The sequence below is a fragment of the Luteibacter sp. UNCMF366Tsu5.1 genome (genome assembly GCF_900119235.1).
Classification (GTDB): domain Bacteria; phylum Pseudomonadota; class Gammaproteobacteria; order Xanthomonadales; family Rhodanobacteraceae; genus Luteibacter; species Luteibacter flocculans.
In genome coordinates, this window is the sequence record NZ_FPIS01000001.1 from 1777657 (window position 1) to 1801750 (window position 24094).

The 24094-nt window shown below is 62.7% G+C and carries 22 protein-coding genes; 9 read left to right on the forward strand and 13 right to left on the reverse strand.

Annotated features, from left to right (window positions below):
- The first annotated feature begins 4 nt into the window (after window positions 1-4).
- Window positions 5-1429 carry a mannose-1-phosphate guanylyltransferase/mannose-6-phosphate isomerase gene (locus BT115_RS07950; protein WP_072321910.1) on the forward strand — a complete coding sequence of 475 codons (1425 nt, stop codon included), beginning with the start codon at window positions 5-7 and terminating at the stop codon, window positions 1427-1429.
- Window positions 1430-1483: 54 nt separating this feature from the next.
- On the opposite strand, the gene BT115_RS07955 is transcribed toward BT115_RS07950, so the two are convergent.
- Window positions 1484-2827 (reverse strand): phosphomannomutase, encoded by a 1344-nt coding sequence (locus tag BT115_RS07955; RefSeq protein ID WP_072321911.1) that lies wholly within the window; start codon window positions 2825-2827, stop codon window positions 1484-1486.
- Window positions 2824-4485: a glycosyltransferase family 39 protein gene (locus BT115_RS07960; protein WP_072321912.1), complete on the reverse strand. Its 1662-nt coding sequence runs from the start codon at window positions 4483-4485 to the stop codon at window positions 2824-2826. The genes BT115_RS07955 and BT115_RS07960 overlap by 4 nt, the downstream gene beginning before the upstream one ends.
- A 124-nt stretch (window positions 4486-4609) precedes the next feature.
- Here BT115_RS07960 and BT115_RS07965 point away from each other — a divergent pair, with 124 nt between their 5' ends.
- The gene (locus tag BT115_RS07965; RefSeq protein WP_072321913.1) at window positions 4610-5581 is read left to right on the forward strand and encodes a glycosyltransferase family 2 protein; all 972 of its coding nucleotides are present in this window, start codon (window positions 4610-4612) and stop codon (window positions 5579-5581) included.
- Window positions 5582-5606: 25 nt separating this feature from the next.
- On the opposite strand, the gene BT115_RS18655 is transcribed toward BT115_RS07965, so the two are convergent.
- The 6 genes from BT115_RS18655 to BT115_RS07990 all read right to left on the reverse strand — a co-directional run bounded on the left by BT115_RS18655 (window position 5607) and on the right by BT115_RS07990 (window position 10941).
- A complete protein-coding gene (locus BT115_RS18655) occupies window positions 5607-5747 on the reverse strand; it encodes a hypothetical protein (protein WP_177257394.1) in 141 nt (46 codons plus the stop codon).
- Window positions 5744-7573, reverse strand: coding sequence for a glutamine--fructose-6-phosphate transaminase (isomerizing) (glmS, locus tag BT115_RS07970; RefSeq protein ID WP_072321914.1), 1830 nt, complete (start codon window positions 7571-7573; stop codon window positions 5744-5746). The genes BT115_RS18655 and glmS overlap by 4 nt, the downstream gene beginning before the upstream one ends.
- 17 nt (window positions 7574-7590) lie before the next feature.
- Entirely contained in the window at window positions 7591-8961 is a 1371-nt protein-coding gene (locus BT115_RS07975) for a pyridoxal-phosphate dependent enzyme (RefSeq protein WP_072321915.1), read from the reverse strand.
- Window positions 8962-9161: 200 nt separating this feature from the next.
- On the reverse strand, window positions 9162-9494 hold the full coding sequence (locus BT115_RS07980) for a YdcH family protein (RefSeq protein WP_343124045.1): 333 nt from the start codon (window positions 9492-9494) through the stop codon (window positions 9162-9164).
- Between the two features lie 263 nt (window positions 9495-9757).
- Window positions 9758-10414 carry a DUF4398 domain-containing protein gene (locus BT115_RS07985; RefSeq protein WP_072321916.1) on the reverse strand — a complete coding sequence of 219 codons (657 nt, stop codon included), beginning with the start codon at window positions 10412-10414 and terminating at the stop codon, window positions 9758-9760.
- Window positions 10414-10941: a DUF4398 domain-containing protein gene (locus BT115_RS07990; RefSeq protein ID WP_083527348.1), complete on the reverse strand. Its 528-nt coding sequence runs from the start codon at window positions 10939-10941 to the stop codon at window positions 10414-10416. The genes BT115_RS07985 and BT115_RS07990 overlap by 1 nt, the downstream gene beginning before the upstream one ends.
- A 94-nt stretch (window positions 10942-11035) precedes the next feature.
- Between BT115_RS07990 and BT115_RS07995 the strand changes: the two genes are divergently transcribed.
- On the forward strand, window positions 11036-12145 hold the full coding sequence (locus BT115_RS07995; protein ID WP_072321917.1) for a PilT/PilU family type 4a pilus ATPase: 1110 nt from the start codon (window positions 11036-11038) through the stop codon (window positions 12143-12145).
- 174 nt (window positions 12146-12319) lie between these two features.
- On the opposite strand, the gene maiA is transcribed toward BT115_RS07995, so the two are convergent.
- Window positions 12320-12976 (reverse strand): maleylacetoacetate isomerase, encoded by a 657-nt coding sequence (maiA, locus tag BT115_RS08000; protein ID WP_343124046.1) that lies wholly within the window; start codon window positions 12974-12976, stop codon window positions 12320-12322.
- 156 nt (window positions 12977-13132) lie between these two features.
- On the opposite strand from maiA, the gene BT115_RS08005 reads away from it, so the two are divergent.
- The 3 genes from BT115_RS08005 to BT115_RS08015 all read left to right on the forward strand — a co-directional run bounded on the left by BT115_RS08005 (window position 13133) and on the right by BT115_RS08015 (window position 15427).
- A complete protein-coding gene (locus tag BT115_RS08005) occupies window positions 13133-14314 on the forward strand; it encodes a phosphoglycerate kinase (RefSeq protein WP_072321919.1) in 1182 nt (393 codons plus the stop codon).
- The gene (locus BT115_RS08010; protein ID WP_072321920.1) at window positions 14314-14964 is read left to right on the forward strand and encodes an HAD hydrolase-like protein; all 651 of its coding nucleotides are present in this window, start codon (window positions 14314-14316) and stop codon (window positions 14962-14964) included. The genes BT115_RS08005 and BT115_RS08010 overlap by 1 nt, the downstream gene beginning before the upstream one ends.
- 112 nt (window positions 14965-15076) lie before the next feature.
- Window positions 15077-15427: a hypothetical protein gene (locus BT115_RS08015; RefSeq protein WP_072321921.1), complete on the forward strand. Its 351-nt coding sequence runs from the start codon at window positions 15077-15079 to the stop codon at window positions 15425-15427.
- 2 nt (window positions 15428-15429) lie between these two features.
- Here BT115_RS08015 and BT115_RS08020 read toward each other — a convergent pair whose 3' ends face one another.
- Window positions 15430-17481, reverse strand: coding sequence for an acyltransferase family protein (locus tag BT115_RS08020; RefSeq protein WP_072321922.1), 2052 nt, complete (start codon window positions 17479-17481; stop codon window positions 15430-15432).
- Window positions 17482-17688: 207 nt separating this feature from the next.
- Here BT115_RS08020 and BT115_RS08025 point away from each other — a divergent pair, with 207 nt between their 5' ends.
- Window positions 17689-18543 carry a hypothetical protein gene (locus BT115_RS08025; protein WP_072321923.1) on the forward strand — a complete coding sequence of 285 codons (855 nt, stop codon included), beginning with the start codon at window positions 17689-17691 and terminating at the stop codon, window positions 18541-18543.
- Between the two features lie 40 nt (window positions 18544-18583).
- Here the strand turns inward: BT115_RS08025 and tkt are convergent, their stop codons facing one another.
- A complete protein-coding gene (gene tkt / locus BT115_RS08030; protein ID WP_072321924.1) occupies window positions 18584-20596 on the reverse strand; it encodes a transketolase in 2013 nt (670 codons plus the stop codon).
- Window positions 20597-20819: 223 nt separating this feature from the next.
- Between tkt and BT115_RS08035 the strand changes: the two genes are divergently transcribed.
- Together BT115_RS08035 and BT115_RS08040 are read left to right on the forward strand one after the other, a co-directional pair.
- On the forward strand, window positions 20820-21548 hold the full coding sequence (locus BT115_RS08035; protein WP_072321925.1) for an outer membrane protein: 729 nt from the start codon (window positions 20820-20822) through the stop codon (window positions 21546-21548).
- Between the two features lie 205 nt (window positions 21549-21753).
- The gene (locus BT115_RS08040; protein WP_072321926.1) at window positions 21754-22338 is read left to right on the forward strand and encodes a porin family protein; all 585 of its coding nucleotides are present in this window, start codon (window positions 21754-21756) and stop codon (window positions 22336-22338) included.
- 170 nt (window positions 22339-22508) lie between these two features.
- On the opposite strand, the gene BT115_RS08045 is transcribed toward BT115_RS08040, so the two are convergent.
- Both BT115_RS08045 and BT115_RS08050 read right to left on the reverse strand, forming a co-directional pair.
- Window positions 22509-23531 carry a class I fructose-bisphosphate aldolase gene (locus BT115_RS08045; protein ID WP_072321927.1) on the reverse strand — a complete coding sequence of 341 codons (1023 nt, stop codon included), beginning with the start codon at window positions 23529-23531 and terminating at the stop codon, window positions 22509-22511.
- 108 nt (window positions 23532-23639) lie between these two features.
- Window positions 23640-24083, reverse strand: coding sequence for an energy transducer TonB (locus BT115_RS08050; RefSeq protein ID WP_072321928.1), 444 nt, complete (start codon window positions 24081-24083; stop codon window positions 23640-23642).
- Between the last annotated feature and the right edge of the window lie 11 nt (window positions 24084-24094).

Genomic DNA, 24094 nt, shown 5'->3' on the forward strand with positions numbered 1-24094 from the left:
ACCCATGCTCATTCCCCTCATTCTGAGCGGCGGCAGCGGTACGCGACTTTGGCCGATCTCCCGTCGTAACCTGCCCAAGCAATTCCTGGCACTGACGGGAGAGGGGACGCTCTTCCAGCAGACGATTCAACGCGCCCGCAACCTCCCGGATACGGGAGCGCCCATCGTCGTGGCAAGCGATGACCATCGATTCCTCGCCGCCGAGCAATTGCAGGAAATCCAGGTGGAGGGTGCAAGCATCCTCCTCGAACCTACGGCGCGAAATACCGCGCCCGCCATTGCGGTCGGCGCTCTGCGAGCATTGGAGAAATCGCCGGATGCACTCATCCTGGTTTTGCCTGCGGACCATCTGATCGGAGACAACGCGTCATTCTCCGAAGCAGTCGCTCAGGCCCGCCCCCTTGCCGAGCAGGGCTGGCTCGTCACGTTCGGCATCCGCCCCGAGCGCGCGGAGACCGGCTTCGGGTATATCCAGCGCGGCGACAGCATCGACTCGTTCGGGTTCAAGGTCAGCCAGTTCGTCGAAAAGCCCAAGCTCGAAGTAGCTCAAAGCTATCTGGCCAGCGGCAAGTACGACTGGAATTCGGGCATGTTCCTATTCCAGGCTTCCCTCTACCTGGATGAGCTCGCACAGCATGCGCCATCGATGCTCGAGGCGGCCAAGGCGGCTTACACAAAGGCCAATGTCGACCTGGACTTCGTGCGCCTCGACAGCGATTCGTTCGCCAGCTCACCCAGCGATTCCATCGATTATGCGGTGATGGAAAAAACCGCGCGCGCTGCGGTCGTTCCCGTCAGTTGCGAGTGGAGCGACATCGGTTCGTGGGACGCTCTGTGGATGGCTGCCGCCAAGGACGAACATGGCAATCACAGCGAAGGCGACGTCATCGCCATCAACACGACCGGATCGCTGATCCATGCTCATGCGAGGCACGTGGTTGCGACGGTGGGTCTCGACGACGTCATCGTGGTCACGACACCCGATGCGACCCTTGTGGCCAAGCGAGATGCGGCTCAGGACGTAAAGCTGGTCGTTGAGGAACTGAAGAAAGCAGGTCGGACTGAGCATGATCTGCACCGCGTGGTTCGCCGTCCCTGGGGCATGTACGACTCCCTGGAGAATGGCGAACGCTTTCAGGTGAAGCGCATCGTGGTCAAGCCCGGAGCCGCCCTGAGCCTGCAGATGCATCACCATCGGGCCGAGCACTGGATTGTCGTGAAAGGCGTGGCCGAGGTCACGTGCGACGATAAGGTGTTCCTGTTGGCCGAGAACCAGAGCACCTATCTCCCGCTTGGCAGCAAACACCGCCTGCGCAATCCGGGAAAGGTGCCGGTCGAACTCATCGAAGTGCAGTCCGGCAGCTACCTGGGCGAGGATGACATCGTCCGCTTCGACGACGTGTACGGGCGCGCAGGTACCGTCGGGTGAATAACCGCCGCCTCGGCGGCGGTCATCCCTGCCAGCAAAATCTTCGGATCATCGTCAGCCGGCGATGATCCGTGACAACTCGTCAGTGCGCATCTGCATCAGTGACTGATCATGGCGCGCTTCCACATTCAATCGCAGCAGCGGTTCGGTATTCGACGAGCGCAGGTTGAAGCGCCATGTACCAAAATCCGCGCTCACGCCATCGACATGATCGAGCGTTGGTGAATCATTGCGGTAATACGCCAGCACTCTTGCCACCGCAGTCTTTGCGTCATCGACGACAAAATTGATTTCACCACTGCACGGATATGCTGCCACGCGTTCCGCAAGCATGTCGGCAAGGCTGATGCCCGTCTTTGACAGACGTTCGGCGATGAGCAGCCAGGGAATCATGCCAGAGTCGCAGTATGCGAACTCGCGGAAGTAGTGGTGCGCGCTCATCTCGCCGCCATAAATGGCATCTTCCGCTCGCATGCGCTCCTTGATGAAGGCATGGCCGGTCTTGCTCTCGATAGGAACGCCGCCAGCATGCCTCACCATATCGATGGTGTTCCACGTAAGACGCGGGTCGTGGATGATCTTGGAGCCAGGATGTTTTTCGAGAAGCTGCGCCGCCAGAAGACCGACAATGTAATAGCCCTCGATGAACTCGCCCTTCGCATCGAAGAGGAAGCATCGATCGAAATCGCCGTCCCACGCGATACCGAAGTCCGCCCCGTGACGTCTGACGGCATCAGCCGTGGCCGAACGGTTTTCGGGTAACAATGGATTGGGGATACCGTTGGGGAAACTGCCGTCGGGCTCATGATTGATGCGCACGAACTCCAACGGGAGGTGTGCATCAAGCAGGTCGACGATCTTTCCTGCGCCGCCATTACCCGCGTTTACTACGATCTTCAGCGGACGAAACGAGGCCGTATCGACATAACCAAGGAGATGCTCGATGTAAGCGGACTTGTCATGCTCGCTCAGCACCCTGCCCCTCTGATTGACGGCGGGGCCAAAGTCGTTCTCTTCGACCATCCGCTCGATATCTCGCAGGCCGGTGTCGCCGCTGATCGGACGCGCACCCTCGCGGACCAGCTTCATGCCGTTGTAATCGATGGGATTATGACTGGCTGTGACCATGACGCCGCCGGCCACCTTCCTATGGAACGTCTGGAAATAGACCTCCTCGGTACCACAGAGTCCGATGTCGATAACGTCGCGACCCTCGTCACACAGGCCGCGTGCGACGGCCTCGGCGAAGGCCGGACTGTCGCGCCGAATGTCGTACCCCACAACAACGGCGCCCTCGCCTACTGCCCGAGCGAACGCCCTGCCGAGCCGATACGCGACATCCTCATTCAATTCATCTGGCACACGGCCACGAATGTCGTAGGCTTTGAAACACTTCATCGAAGATCATCCGGCGGATTCAACGGCTTATTCTCTACGGACGGCTTGGCATCCTCAAGACGAGACGCATTCACGGTGAAAACACCACGAAGCCAGTGGAACACGGTAATACCGTCTCTCGCCGCGAAAGTGCGGTGTTCAATCGCCCGCAATCCGCTGGCCTGAAGGGTGCTACGAAAGCGCTGCTCGTCGCTCGCATTCCAGTAAACGAGGCGGATCTCGGTGACACCGTCCCGCTTCATGCGCTCCATGGTCTGGGCTTCCGCATCTACGCCGTACCGGACACGGTTTTCGGTCAAAAAGCAGAACGAAGTGAAGAACCCCCAGTCGGGAAAGAGGTAGGCGACGTTCACGGGTACCGATCGCGCCTCGACCGCTAGCTGGGTAAGCGCCTCTGTGCTGTGACCCCGGCCGCCCGTCTTGACCAGCCATTCTTGGAACCCGGTCTGCTGGAAAAGGTTGCCCCCAAGTACGACCACGGCCACCACCGCAAGCACAGCGTTCTCGACACGTACTTCCCGGGGCGGAAAGGCATACCGCAGACACTGGGCGAGCGTCAGTACCGGCAGTAGGTAGACGAACGGCACCAGGACGCTGAAATGATGCGACCAAAGCCTCGGCCCAAACAGCGAGGCCACGGCGAAAAAGGACACCGGCATCAAGGCCGGCACGGCGTGTCGCAGACCCGGTCGTCCCCGAAGACTCTCAATCCCGCCGAACAACAAAAGACCCATTGCACCACCGACCAGCCACCAAACCTTCGATGCGCTCCATACGCTGGGAAGCGGCTGCGCGAAGATCATCACTTCGTTGCCCGCGTCACTCGTAGCCAGCCGCACAAGATCCCACGCATAGTGGAGATGATTGCCCGACACACCGCTGGTATCGAAGGGTTTCAGCTGTCCCAGCATCCCCCGAATGAACTCGATCGTTGGCTCCAGCCCGTGCTTCTTCGCCAGAAGCGACAGAAATCCCAGTGCAAAAGGGGAGACGCCCACCAGCGCCCCGACGATCCACTGCCCCCATTGGCGCCTAGGCACCCATATCGCCACGAGAACCGCCATCGCGGGTGCAAAGAACGCGAGTACGAAATAGCCGTAACTCGCAAGGCCGAAGAACACGCCCGACCAGAACGCCCGTCGCTTGACGATCCAGGACTCAGGCGCCGCTGGCAACGCAAGCAGCAGGGAGACGAACAGCCATGCCGCGCCCCCCAGCACGATATAGAACTGCGTACGGAACGACGCGGTAAACGCCAGCTCCGTCGCAAGTCCCACGCTGGCGAGCAGGGCCAAGGGGATGGACGCTGTAAGACGCCGGGTCAGGTGATACAGCGCAGCCAGGAGGATGACGCCGAAGACCGCCTGCTCGAGACGCAGGGACGTCACGCTGAAGCCGGCTATGGCGAAGAACGGAACGCCGAGGTAGGCGTTCTGCAGCCCATGGTAGAAGCTGCCGAGGATGGGAAAGATCTTCGAGGGGATGCCTGCCCCGGGATTGTGTCCGCGGTGCAGCCATTGGGCGGCCAGGAAGTCCGGGTTCGCCGCATCCATGTAAATGCCCGGCAGGTCGGAATGGATCAGCACGAGGGCAACGAAAACGATGACCGGCAACACCCAGGCCAACCGCTCCTTCGATATATCCTTCCAATCGATCACCGGATGCCCTCGTCCGTCGCTTCCCCCGGCGGCGGTGCCGGCTCGCAAGATTATACAATTGCCGTATGGTGCGCCGTTCGCTGGAAAACGGGACGACGCAGGAACGATCAGGGGAAGGGAGCGCATGCCGCCAGACGCCACACATCTGGATCCACGGGTCGCCGTGTTGATTCCTTGCTTCAATGAAGCGCTGGCGATCGCCCAGGTCGTCCGCGACTTCCGAGCCGTTCTTCCGCAGGCGGACGTGTACGTATTCGACAACGCATCGACGGATCGCACTGCCGAGGTGGCCGAGACCGCCGGTGCGCTCGTGCGAACGGTAGGTCTACGCGGCAAAGGCAATGTCGTACGTCGCATGTTTGCCGATGTCGACGCCGACATTTACGTGCTGGTCGACGGCGACGCGACGTATCACGCTGCCAGCGCGCCGGCCATGATTGCGCGCCTGCTCGATGAAGGCGCCGACATGGTGGTTGGAGCGCGCAAGGACGAGAGCATCCACGCGTACAGAAGCGGTCACCGCTTTGGCAATCGCCTGCTGACGGGCTGCGTCGCCGCGATCTTCGGCGGCACGTTTACCGACATGTTGTCGGGATACCGGGTCTTCACCCGCCGCTACGTCAAGTCCTTCCCTGCTCTATCCGCTGGGTTCGAGACGGAAACCGAACTGACGGTACATGCACTCGAGCTGCGTATGCCGTGGTGCGAGATGGACACGCCGTACACGACCCGCCCCGAAGGCTCGGAAAGCAAGTTGTCCACGTACAAGGATGGCCTGCGCATCCTGCGCATGATCCTCCGGCTGTTCGTCGCTGAACGCCCGTTGCACTTCTTCGGTTTGGTGGGCGCGCTTTCCATGCTCATTAGCGTGACCATCGCGGTACCACTGCTCACGACCTATCTCGCCACGCACGAAGTGCCGCGTCTGCCTACGGCTCTGCTTTCAACGGGCTTGGCGCTTGTGGCGACGATATCGATCGTCTGCGGCCTGATCATGGACGCGGTGACGCGGGGGCGCCGGGAGATGAAGCGGTTGTTCTATCTGGGAATCGCAGGACCGATGCGGCACGACGCCGGCAAATGTCAAGGCACCTAGTCCGCCTCGTCGGCCTTCCAACCCTCTACCTGACCGATGATTTGCAATCCTCGCCAATGGCGGTGCCGGGGAGAATCACCACGAACTGCCATACCCGCGTGCGGGCGCCGATGCGCAGTGTCTGCACATCGGCCAGAGAATGGACATAGGGCGCTTCGTCGGTCATTCCACCGTAACCGACTTCGCCAGGTTGCGCGGTTGATCCACGTCCGTGCCGCGCTGCACGGCCACGTGATAGGCAAGGAGTTGCATCGGGATGGTGAACACTGCCGGGGCGATCAGGTCGCCACCTCCGTCCACGCGAACCATGGCGACGTGCTCCGTGCCGTCTTCCATCTCCGCGCGCTCATCCGCGAACACAATGAGTTCACCACCGCGCGCGCGCACCTCCTGCAGGTTCGACTTCAGCTTGTCGAGCAACGGACCGTTCGGTGCCACGGCCACGATGGGCATGTTCTCGTCCACCAGCGCCAGCGGCCCATGCTTCAGCTCGCCTGCCGGGTAGGCCTCGGCGTGGATGTACGAGATTTCCTTGAGCTTCAACGAGCCTTCGAGGGCCACAGGGAACTGCGCGCCTCGACCTAGGAACAAGGCGTGCTGCTTCGCGATGAAGTGATCGGCGATCGCGAGGATCTGAGGCTCGGTCTTCAATGCGTTTTCGATGTAGCGCGGCAGCGACTGCAGTTCCTTGCAGTGCTGGAGGTAATCCGCTTCGTTCAAACCACGACGACGTCCGAGGTCCAGCGCCAGCAGCGCGAACGCCGTGAGCTGCGTCGTGAAGGCCTTGGTCGAGGCCACACCGATTTCGGGGCCCGCGCGCGTCATCAGGCGGAGATCCGACTCCCGCACCACCGACGACTCCGGCACGTTGCAGATGGCGAAGGTGGCGAGGTAGCCACGGCGGCGAGATTCACGCATGGCGGCGAGCGTATCGGCGGTCTCGCCAGACTGGGAAACCGCCACGAACAAGGTGTCTTCCGGCACCACCACATCGCGATAGCGGTACTCGCTGGCAACTTCCACCACCACAGGAATGCGCGCCAGCTGCTCGATCCAGTACTTGGCCACCATGCCCGCGTGATAGCTGGTACCGCAGGCGACGATATGAATGCCGCGCGTCTTGTCGAGGATCGGGTCGGCGTCGATGCCGAAGATGTTGGGCAGCACGCCATGCGGGCCGATGCGCCCTTCGAGCGTATCGGCGACGGCGCGCGGCTGCTCGAAGATTTCCTTCTGCATATAGTGGCGATATTCGCCCCGCTCTACCGAATCTGCACTGATCTCGCTTTCATGCGCGGTACGGTCGACCGGCGTGCCGTCCAAGCCGAAGACCTGGACGGTATCGCGCGTGATCTCCACGACGTCGTCTTCCTCCAGATACATCATCCGGTTGGTGACCTTGATCAGCGCCTGGGCGTCCGAGCCCAGGAAGTGCTCGCCGATGCCGATGCCAACCAGCAAGGGGCAACCCCGCCGGGCACCCACGATGCGCTCCGGTTCGTCGAGGCTCATCACGGCGATGGCGTAAGCACCTTCGAGTTCTCGCACCGCAGCGGTGACGGCTTGGCGCAGCGATTTGCCCGACTGCACATGCTCGTCGATCACCGCACCCATCACTTCCGTATCGGTCTCCGAAAGAAAGGTGCGTCCCTTGGCCTTCAAGGCCTCACGCAGCGTGGCGTGGTTTTCGATGATGCCGTTGTGCACGATGGCGATGCGCCCCTGCACATGCGGATGCGCGTTCTTTTCGCTGGGCACACCGTGGGTCGCCCAACGCGTATGCGCGATGCCCGTGCCGCCGGGCACGGGATCGGCGTCGTAGAGCGCTTCCATCTCGCGGACTTTGCCCTTCGCTCGCACACGGCGAATCTCGCCACCATCGGCGATAGCCATGCCTGCCGAGTCATAGCCGCGGTACTCCAGCGCTTTCAGGCCGGCGATGAGGATGGGCGCGATATCGCGCTGCGCAACAGCGGCAACGATTCCACACATGGCGTTCTTCCTGTTCCTTAATTGACTTTGCGACGCAGGTAATTGAGCAGGTCGATCCGGGTAATCAATCCAAGGAACTGCTCGCCGTTGACGACGATGGCGACATGACCTTTCTCGAAGACCGGCAGCAGGGCGTCGATCGGCGCGGTGACCTGCAGCATCTCGGGCGACGCCATCATGGCGGTGGACACCGGATCGCGGAATTTCGCGCTATCGGCATGCACGTGCAGCAGCACATCGGACTCGTCGAGGATGCCGACGATACGATCGTCTTCCATGACGGGCAGCTGCGACACGTCGTACAGCTTCATACGGTTATAGGCGGTGATAAGCATGTCCTGCGGCTTGATCACCACCGTGTCACGCTGGGCGTACGGGCGCAGGATGAGGTCACGCAGGTCGCCGTACTGTTCGCGCTCGAGAAAGCCGTTGTCGAGCATCCAATAGTCGTTGTACATCTTCGACAGGTACTTGTTGCCCGTATCGCAGACGAGGGTCACGACGCGCTTGGGCTCGGTCTGCTCACGGCAGAATTTCAAAGCGGCCGCGAGCAGCGTGCCCGTGGACGACCCGCCAAGTACGCCCTCCTTCGAAAGGAGTTCGCGAGCGGCAAGGAAGCTCTCCTTGTCGCTGATCGCGTAGGCCTTCTTTACCATCGAAAAATCGCTGATCGAGGGGAGGAAATCCTCGCCAATGCCTTCCACCATCCAACTGCCCGACTTCTCCGAGAGCGTGCCCTCGTTGATGTACTGGGCAAGGATCGAGCCCACGGGATCGGCCAGGACGATCTCCGTGTTCGGCGAGTGCTCGCGCAGGTAGGCCGTAAGACCGCTCATCGTGCCGGACGAACCGCAGCCGACGACGATGGCATCGACCTTGCCGTCGAGCTGTTCGAGGATCTCGGGCCCGGTGGTCTGCACGTGCGCCAGCGGATTGTCCGGATTACCGAACTGGTTGATGAAATAGGCTCCAGGCGTCTCGCGAGCGATGCGCTCGGCCATGTCCTGGTAGTACTCGGGGTGACCCTTGGCGACATCCGACCGCGTGAGTACCACCTCGGCGCCCATTGCCTTGAGGTTGAAGATCTTTTCGCGACTCATCTTGTCCGGCACGACGAGCACCAACCGATAACCCTTCTGCTGCGCTACAAGCGCAAGACCCAGGCCAGTATTGCCGGCGGTACCTTCCACGAGGGTGTCGCCTGGCTTGATCTTGCCAGCGCGCTCGGCACCTTCGATCATCGAACGACCGATGCGATCCTTGACCGAACCGCCCGGATTGGCGCTTTCCAGCTTCAAGAACAGTTCGCAACAGCCCGTATCCAGGCGCTGGGCACGCACCATCGGGGTGCGGCCGATCAGTTCGAGGACGCTGTCATGAACACTCATTGGGACTCCATGGTTGATCCGGCGCAGCCCCTTCGACCGCGCCCGTGGGACGACATGATAAAGGGTGCGCCACTGAATCGATGCCGGCTTCTCGGCCGAGCCAAAACGGTGTATGGACCGCATCGGCTGATCCACGTTCCCTCGGGACAAAAAACGGGCGCCTCGCGGCGCCCGTCTCGGTCATGCATGACCCGGCCAGGTCAGTGTCGCGACTTCTGCCAGGTCTCCCACATTCGTTGGAGTTGTTCCTTGGCCTGCAGCTTTTCCCGCTTCATCTGGGTCAGGGCCTCGTCGCCGAGCGCCAGGCATCCTCGGCCGGCGTCTTCGAGCTTGGAATCGAGTTCCTTGTGACGGAAGTAGAGACGACGGATCTCGGCATCGGCATGGATGAACTTTTCGACGTCGTCACGCTGCTGGTTTTCGAACATATCGATCTCCTCGCGGTGGGATCGGTCCGCGGCGCGGACCGGTCGTGAGGGGAGCCATGCGGGCACGATCCGCGCATCGACAAGATGGATGGAACGCGATGCCATGTGCCTGGGTGAACGTACGCATGCTCCGGCAGGGCCGCCACGTGTTTTTTCCGTGACGGGAGACCGAAGCTACTCCGCTGCACCGGGGGGTGCAAGGGCCACATGCCGAAAAAACAGTTGCTGCCGCAACGATTTACGAAGCAGCTTCCGATTACGAAAAAGCCGCGCAGGATAGCCCTGCGCGGCTCTGTGGCTGGCTCCCACGGGGCGGCGGCATTGCTGGCGTCCTCCCCCTGCGGCCGCGTGACGCGCAGGGCTCAGGCTCAGTTACCGCCCTTCTTCGGCTTCTTCGTCGCCGGGGTGGTGGATGCCGGCGCGCCGCCGTCGGTCGAGTTCATGTCGCGCATGGCCCGCGCGGCAGCCTCGGCCAGCGCGGCCTGCTTCTTCGCCGCATTGGCCACCTTGGCCTGGGCGGCGGCAACCTGGCGGGCCTTCTCGCCTTCGGCCTTGGCCTGATCCAGCGCCTGCGAGTATTCCAGGCCCTGCTGCTGCAGACGCGCGGCTTCTTCCTGAATCATCTGGTTCTGCATGCGCTGCTGTTCGAGCTGACGGCGTGCCATCTCGGCGTCGAGGCGGCTGGCCTCAAGCAGGATGGCATCGTGCTCGCGGTCCAACTGCGCGCTCTTGGCCTGAGCGTCCTGGTACTGCGCCATGGCCTTGGCGATGTCCACCCGGCGCTCGGCGATGTACAGGTAGTGCGCGTGCTGCTTGTCCTTGGGCTTGAACTGAGCCATCTGGTTGATGGCTTCGCGGGCCCGGGCCTGCTCGGCCTGGGCGTAGCCGCCCAAGGTCGGGTCGGACGAGAGCTGGTCGAGGCTCGAATTCAGGCGCCGGACGTCGAGATCGTCGGTGGCAGCCATGGCTGAACCCGCGGCCACGGCAAGCACCAGCGCGGAAAGGAAGGTGGTGTAGCGCTTCATCACTGGCCTCCCTGGTGGTCGTTCAAGGGCTGGGTCTCACCGCCGACGGGCGGCGGCGTGGCGTCGGTGGGCTCGGGCAGCACGGTCTCCGATTCCTGCACATTGTTCGGGATGGGCACCGTGTCGTTGGCGTGGTTGTCGATCATTTCCACGCGCATGCGCGAGTTTTCCTTGCTCTTGGCGGAGTTCTGCGCGCGGGCAGCGCCGAGGCGGGCCTTCGCCCGCGCCAGTTCGCTGTCGGCCCGGGACTCGTCGGCGAGCAGGGCCGCCTCTTCGTACTTGCGGCTCGCCATGGCAGCCTGGGCCTGGCGGAACTTGCTCTGGGCGTAATCGAGATCGACCGGCGCATAATCGGCCGCTCCGGCGTCTCGCGCGGCCTGTAGCTGGGCGAGGGCCTGGTTCATGGTGCCGTCGGGCGGGGGCACGCTGGCGCAGCCAGCGAGGGTGGCGATAGCCAGGGCCAGTGTGGCCAGGCCGATGAGCCGGCGGCCCCGGGAAAGGGCTTTCGACGGCAAGTTGTGCACCATCACTCGTTCCTCTTACAGATTTGCGAGATATTGTCGATATACAGGTCAGGTGAGACCGTCTTCTCGATTGTAATGCGAACGCCCGGGGGTTTAGGTGGATATCGGTTATTTCCTCAAGCTGATGGTGGACAAGGGGGCGTCGGACATGTTCCTGACGACCGGTGCCCCGGTGAACATCAAGGTGGAGGGCAAGCTTTACCCGCTCGGAAATACCGGCCTGCCCAGCGGCATGGTCAAGAAAATCGCCTATTCCCTGATGGATGAGGGTCAGGTGCCGCAATTCGAGCGCGACCTCGAACTGAACATGGCCCTGGCGGTGAAGGAGGCGGGCCGCTTCCGCATCAACGTGTTCAAGCAGCGCGGCGAGATCGGCATGGTCATCCGCGCCATCAAGAGCGAGATCCCCTCGCTGGAAGAACTGCGGCTGCCGACGATCTTCCGCGACCTGATCATGGAGCCGCGCGGCCTGATTCTCGTCGTGGGCGCCACCGGCTCGGGCAAGTCCACCACCCTGGCGGCGATGCTCGACCACCGCAACAGCAACAGCTCGGGCCACATCCTCACCATCGAGGACCCGATCGAATACCTGCACAGGCATAAGCGGTCCATCGTGAATCAGCGCGAGGTGGGGCTGGATACCCACAGCTATCACGAAGCGCTGAAGAACGCGATGCGCGAGGCGCCGGACGTCATCATGATCGGCGAGATCCGCGACACGGACACCATGGAGGCGGCGATCTCCTTCTCGGAGACCGGCCATCTCTGCCTGGCGACCCTGCACTCGAACAACGCCGACCAGACGCTGGAGCGCATCCTCAACTTCTTCCCCGAGTCGGCGCACAAGAACGTGCTGATGAACCTCGCCCTGAACCTGCGCGCGGTCATCAGCCAGCGCCTGGTCATCGGCAAGGACGGTCGCCGTATGCCGGCGACCGAGGTGCTGCTCAATACGCCGCTGATCCGCGACATGATCCGCCGCGGCCAGATCCACGAGGTGAAGGACGCCATGGACCGCAGCCTGCAGGAAGGCATGCAGACCTTCGACCAGTCGCTCTATCGCCTCTACAAGGACGGCCTGATCACGCTGGACGAGTGCCTCAACAAGGCCGACTCCCGCGATGGCCTGGCGCTCAAGATCCGTCTTTCCGAAGGCGCCTCGGGTAACGAATTCGCGTCGAGCGATCCGTACGGCATCGGGGTCTGACCCCGGTGCGGGGGCCCCGGTGCGAAACCCACGAAGCAAAGGTAGGAGCCACCCTGGTGGCGAAAAGCCAATGAAGCGGTGTAGCCGCGAGGCAAGCTCCCATCGCCAGCAGGCTGGCTCCCACCGGCAAGTTCCCCTCGCCGCCGTGGCGGCTCCCACAGGGGGCGGCGGGGCCTACATGCTCTTCGGAGCGTCGGGCTGGGCTTCGGGCGCGGCCTTTCGAAAGGCGTCCAGGGCCTGGCACGCCTCGACCACCCGGCGAATCGTCGGATACGGGGCCAGATCGACACCCCAACGCACGGCGTTGTAGAACTGCGGTACCAGACAGGCATCCGCCAGCGTCGGCGTGTCGCCGTAGCTGAAGCGCCCGGACGTCCCGTCGCTCATCACTTGCTCGATCCCGTCGAAGCCATTCTTGATCCAACGCCGCGACCAGGCTTCCTTGGCCGCCTGATCGGCCCCGAACTCAGTTTCGATTGCCTTCAAGACGCGCAGGTTGCCCAAGGGATGGATGTCCGCGCCCACGGCCTGCATCAGTTCCCGGACCTTCGCCCTGCCCGCCGGGTCGGCTGGCATCAGAGCCGGCGTCGGCCGGGTCTCGTCCAGGTACTCCATGATCGCCATCGACTGGCGCACCACGCGGTCCCCGTCGAGCAGCGTCGGAAGCTGTGCCTGCGGCGACACCGCTCGATAGGCCGGCTTCAGGTGCTCTCCACCCTCGTTGACGAGGTGTACAGGCCGGGCTTCATAGTCGAGCCCCTTCAGGTTCAACACGATGCGTACACGGTACGCGGCGCTGGAGCGCCAGTAGGTATAGACAACGAGGGACATGCTCACCTTCCTTCCGAGTCGCCGCGAATTCTAGCGGGACGCACGCTACAAGCCTTGCCGCACCGCCGCGCAAGCGGCACGAGCGTATCGATTTGCACGGATCCACCCGACCCAAGGACAATCGCTAATTCGCCATCCCACGAGCTGGAGCCCAACGTGTCCGTCATCCGCATGCAAGACCTCGACCTGCGCGGCAAGCGCGTGCTGATCCGCGAGGACCTCAACGTCCCCGTGGAAAACGGAAAGATCACCTCCACCCAGCGCCTCGACGCATCGCTGCCGACCATCGTTGCCGCACGCGACGCTGGCGCGAAGGTGATGGTGATGTCTCACCTCGGCCGACCGAAGGAAGGCCAGTTCGATGAGGCGTCATCGCTCAAGCCGGTGGCCGAATGGCTGGGCAAGAAGCTGGGTAAGGACGTGCGGCTCGTCCGCGATTACCTCGGTGGTGTCGATGTCGCCGATGGTGAAGTCGTCGTGCTCGAAAACTGCCGAATGAACGTCGGCGAGGGCAAAGACGACGAAGCACTCGCCAAGCAGTACGCCGCGCTGTGCGACGTCTTCGTCATGGATGCTTTCGGCACCGCTCATCGCGCGCAGGCGTCCACCCATGGCGTCATCCGCTTTGCTCCAATCGCCGCCGCCGGCCCGCTGCTGGCGAAGGAACTGGACGCGCTCGGCAAGGCACTCGAGAACCCCGATCACCCCCTGCTGGCGATCGTCGCGGGTTCCAAGGTCTCCACGAAGCTCGAACTGCTGCAGAACCTCGTCGGCCGCGTCGATCAGCTCATCGTGGGTGGCGGCATTGCCAACACGTTCATCCTCGCGGCGGGTCACAAGGTGGGCAAGTCGCTCGTCGAAGCCGATCTCCTGGACACGGCGAAGCGCATCATGGCCGACGCGACCTCGCGCGGTGCCGACGTGCCCGTGCCCACCGACGTCGTAGTGGCGACCGAGTTCTCCGCCACGGCCAAGGCCACGGTCAAGCCCGTGGACCAGGTCGGCGATGACGAAATGATCCTCGACATCGGTCCCGATACCGCAAAGCGTTACGCCGAGCTGATCGCGAAGGCAGGCACGGTGGTGTGGAATGGTCCGGTCGGCGTGTTCGAATTCGATGCCTTCGGCAAGGGCACGGAAACACTGGCCCGCGCCATCGCCGCGTCGAAGGCATTCTCGATCGCTGGCGGCGGCGACACCCTCGCCGCGGTCGACAAGTACGGAATCGAAGACGGCGTCTCCTACATCTCCACCGGCGGTGGCGCGTTCCTGGAATTCCTCGAAGGCAAGGAGCTTCCGGCCGTAGCAGCGCTCAAGGCGCGGGCGGAATCGGTCTGATGCTCATCCTCTTCGACCTCGATGGCACGCTCATCGATTCGGAACTTGGCATCCTTGCCGGCGTTCGGCACTCGCTGGCGAGCGTCGGCGCGGAGGCACCCGACGACGCGGTGCTCCGTTCGTGGATCGGGCCACCACTGCGCGTCAGTTTCGGCGAGGTGCTCGACGGCGACAGCGAGCGTGTGGAAGCCGCGGTCGCCGCGTACTCGCAGCGCTTCCGCGAGGTGGGCTGGTCCGAGCACACCGTCTATGCCGGCGTGCCCGAACTGATCGCGACGCTCGCCGACGCCGGACACCGGCTGGCGGTGGTGACGAGCAAGGTGCGCGCTCATGCCGAACCGATCCTCGCCCACCTTCCGTTTGGTGCGGCCTTCGAGCGGATCTACGCGCCGGGTCCGGCATCGGCCCATAGCGAGAAGGCCGAAATGATCGCCGCCGCCCTCGCCGACTTCGGCCATCCCACCGAAGAGACGATCATGGTCGGCGATCGCCGCTTCGACATGGAAGGCGCCGTCGCCAATGACGTGCGAGGCGTCGGTGTGCTTTGGGGCTTCGGCGATCGCGAGGAACTCGAAGCCTCGGGTGCATGGAAGCTGGTGCAGGCGCCGGAAGAAATCGCGTTGCTCGCTGCAGAGGTATTGGCGGGCTGATCTGCGTCCCGCGCCTGCATTGACCGACAGAGACATTCGGTCACCGGCGATATCTACCGAAAATGAGCGCGACTACCGTCCAGGGTCGCGCTCACTACTCGGAAGCTCGCTGATGCGTCTACGCTACGTCGCCCTCGCCCTGGCCGGCTATGCCCTCGGCATGGCCCTCGCTCCGTCGGCCAAGGCCGCCAACACGCCCTCCTCCTGGACCGCGCCGCTGGCGCGCGAGCTGCACGAGACCCAGCGTCACAACGAACCCAGCACCCGCCCTCGCGTCGATGGCGTGCGGCGCCCTGGTACCGCCGCACGATGGATCACAGAGGCGGCACTGATGACGCTGCAAGCGACCGGCGTCATCAGCGGTGGTGGACGCGACGACACGGCGGACGTCGGGCGGATTCCCCCGCGTTTCCCAAGCGACCCACAAAGGAATCCGAACTGGATCCAGGGACACATCCGTTAGCGTCACTCAGTCGCAACCGCACGCATCATCGCCTCCGTGAAATGAGGCAGCAGTACCTCGTTGCCATAGGCACTGAGGTGGTCGCCGTCGAAGAACAAAGGGCGACCGTTCAAGAAAGCTGAGCACTGCTCTGCCGGGGGACACAGCGCTTCGGCGGGATCGAAGAGCGTGACGCCATCGTCGCCTTCTGCCAGCGCCTTCAACGCCTGAACGACAGGCGCGCGCAGTGCAAGAAATTCGTCCCGATCGATTCCCATGCCGCCAGCGCATATCTCGTTGGACTGCGTCCACCGGTCGACGCAACGGAACGGCGGCGCTTTCAATATCGGTGTCGGCAATGGGAGGACTACTTTTGCGCCTGTCGCTCGGATGCGCCTAATGACTGCGCGAGCTGCATCCATGGTCTCGTCAGCAGGTGGGCCGGGCGCGACCTGACCGTCCGCCATGGATAGCGTTGCCCATTGGTCCACGAACCGGGGAAGGCGCAACGACGGGAGAAACACCACATCGCCTCGTCCGATCTGTGCCTCGAGGCTGGATAGCGAGGCATTAGTCTGTGCTTGGCAGGTCTCCGCGGCTTCGCGCCATGGCTGCAGGCTCACTACGTGACATCCTGCATGGGTATATACCGCGACCTCCGCACCAGTATGCAGCGCATAGGCGGCAAAAGCCGGACCGTAAGCGCGTGCATGCGAGTCGCCGACGGCGAAGACACGAGGACCGTGCGCTACGCCCTCACAGCCGGCGCGGTAAACGATGTGCTTTCCTGCCTCGCCGCTCAAGTATTCGGGCGCCACTGCGCATCCACGATCATCCACCAATCGCTGTTTCTTCGACGGATACCAGTCATCCTGATGACGGGAAACGGTGCTGAATGAAAAGCTCGCTCGATAAAGCTCCATCCCACGAACCAACGTCGCTCCTGTGAGCGCCACGACAAACGTCGCGGCAACGACTTGCACGCCTCGCTCGTTTGCAAACGACGCTGCGCGGAACGGTCGTTCCACCCACCGGAACGACGGCCAGGCCAGAGCGAACGACAATCCCACCGCGCCAAAACATGCTCCGATCCCAGATAAGCCGACCGTCCATCTAAACAGGACGAACACGGGCCAATGCCATAGATATAGCGAGTAGGACATTCGTCCGAGGTAGGTCAGGGGGCGCACGAGCACCGGGAGCGCATCAGCCGTAGAAGGAGCTCGCTGATGGAAAGCGGCAATAAGTACCACGGTGGCAACAACGGAGATCACAGAGGCATGAAACGCTGACTCAGGCGAACCCCGCCATGTAACCGTCCATACAAGCAGGGCGAATGCAACGACCGAGCCACCCCACCTCACAGCAGAGCTAGAGAACGTACCGAATGTGCTGATGTCGGCGCCCCGCCTCAACGCCAATGACAAGATGACTCCCACGCCAAGTTCCCAGAAGCGGGTGGACAGTAAGTAATAACCCTCCGACCGACCTTCGGCATGCATCGATAGAGCGAAGGCAAACGATGCTGCGGACGTAGCGAGGAGAAGTGCAAGGCAAAGAATGCGTGCACGTCGACCGACAAACCAGAGCCACAGCAGGAGCGGAAAGAGCAGATAGAACTGCTCTTCCACGCCCAGGGACCACGTGTGTGTAAACGGGTTGAATTCCGCCAGCGGCGAGAAATAGCCGTTATCGCGCTTCGCGAGCAGGACGTTGCCAACGCCGAAGAAGGCGTATCGGCCCGTGCGGGGAATGTCGTCGCTCAACCAGGACGGCGGAATCCATAACGCCGAGGCCAAGGAGACCACCGTGAGACACACGAACAGCGGCGGTGCAATACGCCGAAGGCGCCGGGCAACGAAAGCCACGGCAAGCGCCTTGAAAGAGCCACTCGCCCGGGCGAGCGCGGAATGACAGACCACGAATCCGGAGATAACGAAGAAAACGGCTACGCCAGCAAATCCACCAGGCAGCGCGCGAGCATCGAGGTGATATGTCAGCACTGCCAAGACCGCCAGTGCTCGAAGAACGTCGACGTGTGGGAAATACGCGACTGGCGATGATGGCGTCGTCATGACGTAAAGCTCCTTGAATCAGGGAAGCGTAGCAGCTAGCTGCTCAGCGACGAAGCGTGATGCATCGCATTGCCATGGTGTCGTAACGACCTACCCGCGTAAGCGGCCGTCGCGCATTTTGCCCGCTGCAAAGACCTATTCGTAGTTCCGCGAGTGCTTCGTAAGTTGCCATGACTTCATCCGAAGTCCTGAAACGAGGAGAACGCTTTGAACCTGGACAAGCGAGCCGCATGCGCCGTCATCTTCCTGGTATTCGGCCTGCTGGATACCGGGGCCGTTGAGGCAGCAACGCTACGCACCGGTGAGTCCATGAGCCCCGGACAGAAGCTGTACTCAGATACCGGACGTTATTTCGCCACGCTCCAGACGGATGGAAATTTCATCGTCTATCGTGATGACGGGCACGTCATATGGGCAACCTATACCCATGGCCGTGGCGTGGTCAGGGCAACGATGCAGGCGGACGGCAATTTCGTCCTTTACGACAGCAATAATCACCCCGTGTGGTCCACGGGAACGCGCGGCGCCTGGCACATGTTCAGCATCAGCGAGTATGGGCAAGCGATGGTGCTGACCGTGCAGGACTGGTGGCAGACAAGAACGGGCAACCCGCGACTGGCCCAGGGCAATCCTCTGATATTCCCTTACCAGTTCGTTTTCCAACCCGGCCAGACGCACAGCACCGGTGGACCACATTCGGTGACGTTCCGAACGGACGGCAACCTGGTGGTATCACGGTTTGGTCAACCTATCTGGAGTTCGCATACGCCACGGGCCACACAAGCAAGCGTCGCCTATGGTTTATACATTTCCGAGGGTGGCATGACGCGCTTTCAAGCACCAGCACGATACAAACCTGTTCCATCACCCGGTACGGCGCTCGAGTTCACGCTTGGCTACGTTGCCCTTTTCCCTGATGGCAACCTTGTTGCCTACCGAGCGGTGCCGGTCTGGACCGCAGCACATGACCACATTCCTCTCCGTGAACGGCCGAAGGTCCCCCACTGTGTCGGCGACCCGATAAAGTGCGGACCGAACAGCAATCGGCGCGGCTGGAAGTAGCGCAAAAAAAGGCCCCCTTTCGGGGGCCTCATCACATCACTTACTTGATCACGCTCTTCACCGCGTCCACCACCGCCGTGGTGGTGATGCCGAAGTGTTCGTAGAGCTTGTCGATCGGGGCCGAAGCACCATAGGTGCTCATGCCGATGGCCTTGCCGTCGAGGCCGATGTACTTGAACCAGAAGTCCACGCTGGCGGCTTCCACGGCCACGCGGGCGCGGCACCAGGACGGCAGCACACCTTCGCGGTATTCGACCGGCTGTGCGTCGAATTCTTCCGTGCAAGGCATCGACACGACGCGGACCGGAATGCCCTGGTCATTGAGCGCCTGTGCCGCTTCGACCGCCATGCCCACTTCCGAGCCCGTTGCGATGATGATTGCCTTGAACGTTTCGGCTGCTTCCCAGAGCACGTAGCCGCCCTTCTCGATGTCGGCGACCTGCTGTTCCGTACGCGGATTGTGCTTGAGGTTCTGGCGCGAAAAGATCAGGCACGACGGATTGCCCGCGCGCTCGATCGCCTTCTTCCACGACACCGCCGATTCCACGGCGTCGGCGGGGCGCCACACGCGGTTGTTCGGGATGAGGCGCAACGAACCCAGGTGCTCCACCGGCTGATGCGTCGGACCGTCTTCGCCCAGGCCAATCGAATCATGCGTGTAGACGTGAATCGCATGGGCCGGAATCAGCGCGGACATGCGCACGGCGTTGCGCGCGTAATCCGAGAAGGTGAGGAACGTCGCGTCGTACGGGATGAAGCCGCCGTGCAGCGCCAGGCCGTTCGAGATCGCACTCATGCCGAACTCGCGCACGCCGTAGTGAATGTAGTTGCCTTCCGCGCCTGCCGTGGCGACGTTCTTCGAGCCCTTCCAGATGGTGAGGTTGGACGGAGCAAGGTCAGCCGAACCACCGATGAGTTCCGGCAGCAGCGGGCCGAAGGCATCAAGAGCCATCTGCGAAGCCTTACGCGACGCGACGACGGGGCCTTCGGCCTGCATCTTGCGCACATAGGCTTCGGCGCCTTCCTTCCAGTTCGCCGGCAGTTCGCCGGACGTGCGGCGCTTGAACTCGTCGGCGAGTTCCGGGAACGCCTTGGCATAGGCAGCGAACTGCTCGTTCCAGGCGCCTTCGAGCTTCGCGCCCGTTTCCTTCGCGCTCCACGATGCGTAGATCTCTTCGGGAATCTCGAACGGGCCATACTTCCAGCCAAGCTTCTCGCGCGCGGCCTTGACCTCGTCCGGACCCAGCGGCGCACCGTGCGACGACTCCTTGCCTTCCTTGTTCGGCGCACCGAAACCGATCACCGTCTTGCAGATGACCAGCGTGGGCTTCTCGCTCTGCGAGGTAGCTGCCGTGATCGCCTTCTTGATGGCTTCCGCGTCATGACCGTCGACCGGCTTGCCGTCGTCGCCCAGTACCACGTTCCAACCGTAGGCGCGGAAACGCGCCGGCGTGTCGTCGGTAAACCAGTCGTGGACTTCACCGTCGATCGAGATGCCGTTGTCGTCGTAGATCGCGACTAGCTTGCCGAGCTTCAACGTGCCGGCGAGCGAGCAGGCCTCGTGCGAGATGCCTTCCATGAGGCAACCGTCACCCACGAACACAAAGGTGTGGTGATCGACGATGTCGTGGCCAGGGCGATTGAAGCGCGCAGCCAGGACCTTCTCGGCCAGCGCGAAGCCGACGGCGTTGGCGAGGCCCTGGCCCAGCGGGCCGGTGGTCGTCTCGACGCCAGGCGTGTGGTGATATTCCGGATGACCGGCGGTGCGATAACCCAGCTGGCGGAAGTGCTTGAGATCCTCGATGCCGAGGTCGTAGCCGGTCAGGTGCAGAAGCGCGTACTGGAGCATCGAACCGTGACCGTTCGACAGAATGAAGCGGTCGCGGTTGGGCCAGTGCGGGTTGGTCGGATTGTGGTGCAGGAAATCCCCCCACAGAACCTCGGCGATATCGGCCATGCCCATGGGCATGCCGGGGTGGCCGGACTTGGCGGCTTCCACACCATCCATGGCCAGGGCGCGGATCGCGTTTGCGCGTTCGCGGCGTGTCGTCATCGGCATTCTCCAGTTAGCAGGCTCGGAAAAACCCCGATTGTCGCGCATTGCTGCCCGGCTGTCGTGGACGTTCACGCTGTGTCGTGGAAGTTAACCAGCCCTTAATCTTTCAACACCGTTTTTTGAATTTCTTCAGGTACGGGCGGTTCTAATCGACCACGGTCATCGTCCTTCCCCTCCCCACACGGGCGGTGGCCGCCCCGAAAAGAAGAGGAACATCCCCATGAAAAAGGCAGCTCTTGCCCTTGCGGTTTCTTGCGTCTCGTTTGCGGCCATTCCGGCCTTTGCACAGGACAACACCGCCGTCTCCGGCAATTACCAGCCCAGCCAGTCGGTCGGCAGCGGCAACTGGTTCATCGGCGCCAACGTGGGTCGTACCAACGGTAGCGACACCGGCGGTTTCGGCAGCAACACCAGCGGATTCAACTTCCTCCACGGCGAAAAGGGCCGTCGCACCGGTTACGGTCTGCTCGGCGGTTATCGCTGGAAGGTCGGTCCGGATCTCGGCCTCGGCGTCGAGGCGGGCTATGCCGATCTCGGCAACTATCGCGTGAAGAACGCCTTCGAGTCGGATCAGGACGTGAACCAGAAGTCGACGCGCAATGCGCTGCGCGGCTGGATGGTCGGCGTCAACGGCAAGATCAACCTCGTGCCGCAGTGGTACATCAGCGCGCACGGCGGCTACTTCCGTGCCAACGACAACAACCAGAACTACAACAACAGCGTCGGTCAGGACCTCGGTTTCTCCAGCGGCGGCCGTGCCGATCGCGGTAGCTGGTATGCCGGCCTGGGTACCGGTTGGGACGTCAACGAGCACTTCGGCGTGGGCGTGAGCTACGACTACTTCCATGCCGACGCGGGCAAGGTGCGCAACAACGCCACCGGCGAGGTGTCGCGCGGCCTGAAGCGCTCCACGGGCATCGTCTCGCTCGCTGGCGAATATCGCTTCTAATTCAACACGTTCCAACCTTCAACGATTGAGCCACGGCGCCACCCCCGCCGTGGCTTAATCGTTTCTTAATACTGAACTCACCGGTATTGAATCCCTGCGGACGCGCCCAATCTATGGAGGACGCTCGGCACCCCGGCCGCGCGTCAGCGCTGGCGGCGTCCCCCATGGCCCCGCGCCGAACAAGAACAAGCAGGAGAGATTCACCATGAAGAAGACCCTCATTGCCCTCGCCCTCGTTGCGGCTGGCATGGCTGCGGCCCCCGCTTTCGCGCAGGACGCTAACGGTGCTGGCGGTTGGTTCGTCAATGGCAACGTCGGCCGCACCTCGGTCGACAAGGGCCGCTACGACGGCCACGACACGGGTTACGCCTTGAACGGCGGCTACCGCTGGGCCGTGAGCCCGTGGGCGGCGCTCGGCGTCGAGGCCGGCTACAACGACCTCGGCAACATCAACGCGAAGAACTTCTTCAACGGCGACCGCGTCGTCGACCGCCGCAAGTCGGAACTGCACGGTTGGACGGCCGGCCTGAACGGTCACTTCAACATCGACCCGCAGTGGTACATCAGCGCGCGAGCCGGTATCTACGGCTGGAAGGGTCACGGCACGAGCAACGACGACATCACGCGTCGCGACCTCGACAAGACGAGCTGGTACGCCGGTGCGGGCGTGGGCTACGACTTCAGCAACAACTGGAGCCTCGGCATCAACTACGACCACTACGATGCGAAGAAGGACGGCCTGGACCTGTCGACCAACATGACCTCGATCTCGGCGGAATATCGCTTCTGATCGACACGAAGATGTGGGGGCCGCTATAGCGGCGAAAAGCCCACGGAGCAGTAAAGCGGCGAGGCATAGGCCTCGCCGTTTTTTATGTGTAGATGGAACCGCCAGCGACGAGGCCATCTAGCCTCGCCGCTGTAGCGGCTCCTACGACAGCGCGATCTACAACGCGATGCTCAGCGCTTCTTCCACTGGCCCAGCGCGGCAGCGCCATTTTCCTGGGCGCGGGTGTAGACCGCCTTCTGGGCTTCTGCCCAGTTCTTTTCCTTGTCCTTCGACCAGATGTTGAGCGCTTCAGCCACGAGCGCGCGGCCGTAGGAGAAGCTGACCGGCCACGGGTGCGGGCCCATCTGGTTGATGAGGTTGAGGTGCTCGGTGGCCTGCGCGTCGCTCTGACCGCCAGAGAGGAACACTATGCCCGGCAGCGTCGCCGGCACGCAACTCTTCAGCACGCGAACAGTGGCTTCGGCGACGTCTTCCGGGGTGGCCTGCGCATCCTTGGGCGCGTGCTTGCCCGGCATCACCATGCTCACCTTGAGGATGGTGCCTTCCAGCATGACGTTCTGCTCGTAGAGCGCGTTGAACAGGCTGCGCAGCACGGCCTCGTGCACTTCGTAGCTGACGTCGATGTCGTGCTTGCTGTCCGGGCCGTCCATCAGGACTTCCGGCTCGACCATCGGCACGAGACCCGCTTCCTGGCACAACGCGGCATAACGAGCCAGGGCATGCATGTTGGCTTCGATGGCGGTGGAGCTGGGGTTGTCGTCGGTGATGTTGATCACCGCACGCCACTTCGCGAACTGCGCGCCGAGCTGCGCGTATTCCTTGAGGCGGTCACGCAGGCCATCGAGGCCTTCGGTGACCACGTCGCCCGGAAAACCGGCCAGCGGCACGGGGCCCTTGTCGACCTTGATGCCAGCGATGATGCCGGCCTTCTTCATGGCCTCGACCATCGGCACGCCGTCCTTGGTCTTCTGGCGAATGGTCTCGTCGAACAGGATGGCGCCAGAGATGTGCTCGCCCAGGTTGGGGGCGGTCAGCAGCAGTTCGCGATAAGCACGGCGGTTTTCCTCGGTATTTTCCACACCGGCGGCGTCGAACCGCTTCTTGATCGTGCCGGTCGACTCGTCGACCGCGATGATGCCCTTGCCCGTGGCCACCATCGCCTGTGCGATCTCTTCGAGGTTTTCGATGCTCATGACAACTCCGTGAAAGTAAAAGGTTTGGCCCCAAGGATCGTGCGGGGCAAGTACAAAAAGCCGGCGGAGTATAGGTGACCCGTCCGCCGAAGCCGTTGTGCGCCGCGATCAGTTGGGCTGCGTGTATCCGGGCAGTTCGCACTGCTTCATGATCGCGGCCTTGCGGGCGGGGTCTTCAGGCAAGTTGAAGCCCACCACGTAATACGTCAACACCGGTTCCCCGCTGCGGTTCACGCCGGACGGGGCGTAATGGAAGTCCTTCACCGCGCTGACGCCGACCTGGGCGAGATCGCCCTCGGGCACCGTCTTGGCGGCCACCACGTTCTGCGGCAAGCCGTTGGAACCGATGAGATAGGTGACCGCGACGCAACCGGGCTGGTTGAGGTTCTTGCCCGTGTTGGGCACGTCGGCATTGACCGAGGTGTTGGTCAGGGTCCAGTAGTTCGGGAGCCGATCCGGCGCGACGCGTCGGGTGGTCTGCGCTGCCGCCGTGCCGGCGGCGAGGAGGAGGACGGCGGCCATAGCGCCGGTACGGAAGCTGATGCGAATCATGACGCCCCTCT

Excerpts from the sequence above, each read along its gene's own strand:
- BT115_RS07950 (WP_072321910.1), top strand. The coding sequence starts at position 5 with ATGCTCATTCCCCTCATTCTGAGCGGCGGCAGCGGTACGCGACTTTGG.
- BT115_RS07955 (WP_072321911.1), bottom strand. The coding sequence starts at position 2,827 with ATGAAGTGTTTCAAAGCCTACGACATTCGTGGCCGTGTGCCAGATGAA.
- BT115_RS07965 (WP_072321913.1), top strand. The coding sequence starts at position 4,610 with ATGCCGCCAGACGCCACACATCTGGATCCACGGGTCGCCGTGTTGATT.
- BT115_RS18655 (WP_177257394.1), bottom strand. The coding sequence starts at position 5,747 with ATGACCGACGAAGCGCCCTATGTCCATTCTCTGGCCGATGTGCAGACA.
- glmS (WP_072321914.1), bottom strand. The coding sequence starts at position 7,573 with ATGTGTGGAATCGTTGCCGCTGTTGCGCAGCGCGATATCGCGCCCATC.
- BT115_RS07975 (WP_072321915.1), bottom strand. The coding sequence starts at position 8,961 with ATGAGTGTTCATGACAGCGTCCTCGAACTGATCGGCCGCACCCCGATG.
- BT115_RS07980 (WP_343124045.1), bottom strand. The coding sequence starts at position 9,494 with ATGGCATCGCGTTCCATCCATCTTGTCGATGCGCGGATCGTGCCCGCA.
- BT115_RS07985 (WP_072321916.1), bottom strand. The coding sequence starts at position 10,414 with ATGAAGCGCTACACCACCTTCCTTTCCGCGCTGGTGCTTGCCGTGGCC.
- BT115_RS07990 (WP_083527348.1), bottom strand. The coding sequence starts at position 10,941 with ATGGTGCACAACTTGCCGTCGAAAGCCCTTTCCCGGGGCCGCCGGCTC.
- maiA (WP_343124046.1), bottom strand. The coding sequence starts at position 12,976 with ATGTCCCTCGTTGTCTATACCTACTGGCGCTCCAGCGCCGCGTACCGT.
- BT115_RS08010 (WP_072321920.1), top strand. The coding sequence starts at position 14,314 with ATGCTCATCCTCTTCGACCTCGATGGCACGCTCATCGATTCGGAACTT.
- BT115_RS08015 (WP_072321921.1), top strand. The coding sequence starts at position 15,077 with ATGCGTCTACGCTACGTCGCCCTCGCCCTGGCCGGCTATGCCCTCGGC.
- BT115_RS08020 (WP_072321922.1), bottom strand. The coding sequence starts at position 17,481 with ATGACGACGCCATCATCGCCAGTCGCGTATTTCCCACACGTCGACGTT.
- tkt (WP_072321924.1), bottom strand. The coding sequence starts at position 20,596 with ATGACGACACGCCGCGAACGCGCAAACGCGATCCGCGCCCTGGCCATG.
- BT115_RS08035 (WP_072321925.1), top strand. The coding sequence starts at position 20,820 with ATGAAAAAGGCAGCTCTTGCCCTTGCGGTTTCTTGCGTCTCGTTTGCG.
- BT115_RS08040 (WP_072321926.1), top strand. The coding sequence starts at position 21,754 with ATGAAGAAGACCCTCATTGCCCTCGCCCTCGTTGCGGCTGGCATGGCT.
- BT115_RS08045 (WP_072321927.1), bottom strand. The coding sequence starts at position 23,531 with ATGAGCATCGAAAACCTCGAAGAGATCGCACAGGCGATGGTGGCCACG.
- BT115_RS08050 (WP_072321928.1), bottom strand. The coding sequence starts at position 24,083 with ATGATTCGCATCAGCTTCCGTACCGGCGCTATGGCCGCCGTCCTCCTC.